This is a genomic window from Chryseobacterium sp. MDT2-18 (genome assembly GCF_030815285.1).
In the GTDB taxonomy this organism is placed as follows: domain Bacteria; phylum Bacteroidota; class Bacteroidia; order Flavobacteriales; family Weeksellaceae; genus Kaistella; species Kaistella salivictor.
Genome location: NZ_JAUSWQ010000028.1, coordinates 1 through 2,261, shown reverse-complemented (window position 1 = coordinate 2,261; position 2,261 = coordinate 1). Strand labels below are relative to the sequence as shown.

The 2,261-nt window shown below is 37.2% G+C and carries 3 protein-coding genes; 2 read left to right on the top strand and 1 reads right to left on the bottom strand.

Annotated features, from left to right (window positions below; all coding sequences use genetic code 11):
• Together QF004_RS13915 and QF004_RS13910 are read left to right on the top strand one after the other, a co-directional pair.
• On the top strand, nucleotides 1-957 hold a 957-nt coding region (locus QF004_RS13915; protein ID WP_307427499.1), incomplete at its 5' end, for an RHS repeat-associated core domain-containing protein.
• 7 nt (nucleotides 958-964) lie between these two features.
• Nucleotides 965-1,438, top strand: a complete 474-nt coding sequence (locus QF004_RS13910) for a hypothetical protein (RefSeq protein WP_307427496.1) — start codon at nucleotides 965-967, stop codon at nucleotides 1,436-1,438.
• A gap of 33 nt (nucleotides 1,439-1,471) precedes the next feature.
• On the opposite strand, the gene QF004_RS13905 is transcribed toward QF004_RS13910, so the two are convergent.
• Nucleotides 1,472-2,209 (bottom strand): hypothetical protein, encoded by a 738-nt coding sequence (locus QF004_RS13905; protein ID WP_307427493.1) that lies wholly within the window; start codon nucleotides 2,207-2,209, stop codon nucleotides 1,472-1,474.
• Nucleotides 2,210-2,261: the final 52 nt, after the last annotated feature.

The following is a 2,261-nucleotide window of genomic DNA, read 5'->3' as shown; positions in this document are numbered from 1 at the left end:
ATTGATACTGAAAGCAATTATTATCCTTTTGGTTTAGAACATACTGATTATAATAATTTGGTTGGTAATTCTAAGTATAACTACAAGTACAACGGCAAGGAGTTACAAGAGACCGGGATGTATGATTATGGGGCAAGGATGTATATGCCGGATATTGGAAGATGGGGCGTTGTCGATCCGTTGGCGGAACAATACCGCAGACACTCTACTTACAATTATGCCGTAAACAATCCAATACGATTCATCGATCCGGATGGTCGTGGAGTTGAAAGCACAGGTGTAAAATTAAATGAAAATGGTACATATACTGTCGTAAGTGCTAAAGATGATGGGAATAATGGGATTTATGTAGCAGATGCGAAAGGCAATTATGATGTAGAAACTTCAGACCATCTTGCTAACTCTTTAACCCCTCGCTCTTTTATGGGAGACGATAACCAAGCTGTTGTAGGTGCTGTAATTAGTCCAGGTGATTTAAGTGGCAATGATTTCCTTAATGATCTGATGGGTGCTAATGAGCCTAATATTATTAAATATATGGCGAACGGTAAAGGTAATGAACAATATGATTTTAAAACCAATGGTCCTAATGGAGAAGCTGGAGGAACCGATCAAAGAGCTGAAGGAATGACCGTGCAACAGTATAGCTATCGTGGTGTTTTGTTTTCAGTAGATACTGGAGATAAGACTGATAACGTTTCTGTTATCGCTTCAGCACGAGATATTGGAAATTTTGGAGCAGGTTATATTGCTGGAAATAATGGTTTAACCTGGGGAACCGCAAGATTAGGATTTGATGCTCTCCAAAGCAAGCAACAAGGTACTTTTGCTACTGAAGGACAAACCACCCAAATGGCTCAAAAAATAGGTCATACTCTCGGACATAAAAATTATGATAGTAGGCGTGCCGCAGTTTACAAGTCCCAATCCTCAAATCCATTACGAGGACCCAAATAATTTAATTATGAAAAGAATACTGAAAGTCTTCGTTATATTGATTGCAGTTTTAGGAGCTTTATTTGTTTGGTATGATCAAAGTCGTTCTTTTTTCAAAGCAACCAATGGACAATATATTACGATGTGGAAAAGATATGGAGGAACTTGTTATCTGATTCCGGGTAAATATTATGGGATTACAAAACCAAAAGATGGTTATATAGAGACCTCAAACCTTGGTTATCTTACGGTATATTATAGTGATAAATTACCACATCTTATTTTATTGAGTAAAGAATCCAACTACGATTATAAATCTTCTAATCCTATAAATAAAAAGTATTTGTTTGAGGATTACATATCAAATAAAGAAAAGTATAAACCTATCATTTATAAAGAAAATGCTGAAAAATTTTCCGATATAAATAATGATGCTTCTTTTTTAAGCATAAATATCTTAGAAGGTTATGCTACTGATGGGACAGGGAAAACTCAGAGATAAATAATAAAGCCACTCAATTGAGTGGCTTTATTATTAATTTTCAAACTGCTTGTCCACAAGGTCAAGGAAACCCTGCGCCATTTCATCGAGGACGATAAGATGTTCCTCTTGAAGATAGCAGAAGTTCCTGTACAGATTTTTGGATGGATTAATGAACTCGAAGAAATCGAATGGCAGTTTTTGGATAAGATAGTCAAGGTTCTTTACCTTGGGTTCTGCGTGTTCGCACAGTTTCCATAGGATGCGGATGTTGATTTGGTTGGGGTGGTATCGCAGAGCAACATAGATGAATATCACGCAAGCCCTGTAGAAAAATCCGCTCAGCATCAAACCTATTCCCTCGTTGGTCTGGTCTTCCTGTGAGCGTAGTAGTTTATATTTTTTGTACAGTTCACTACAAAGCCTGTAATAAATACCCTCGTCTGTGTCTCCGTTTGCATCTATTGTAATCCAATGTATTATCGTTGGGACATCCGCCCGAAATATTGAATTTTCCGGAATAATTACTTTTTTAAAGAAATCCTGATTTAAAAAAAGCTTCTCCTGTATGCTCGCTTTTGAGTGTGCAATGGGAACAATGTTGAATCTTCCCTCGGTCTGTTGCAAGACCATCTGCATCATCTCGAAAAGGTCTTGATTGCTAATTTTATCGCTTATCAGGAGAAGATATAAAACGGTGGTCTTTTGGTCGGCAGAATAAACTTCCTGCTCATTGAAAAGAAAAATCTCCTGCTGCGCAAAGTCTCCGACTTTGAGCCACAATAATTTCATTCTTCATAATTATTATATTTCCAAAATTTCCACCGCTGCCGCACGAATCCTT

What these genes read in the sequence shown, in the direction of transcription:
- QF004_RS13910 (WP_307427496.1), top strand. Translation starts at nt 965, where the DNA reads ATGAAAAGAATACTGAAAGTCTTCGTTATATTGATTGCAGTTTTAGGA.
- QF004_RS13905 (WP_307427493.1), bottom strand. Translation starts at nt 2,209, where the DNA reads ATGAAATTATTGTGGCTCAAAGTCGGAGACTTTGCGCAGCAGGAGATT.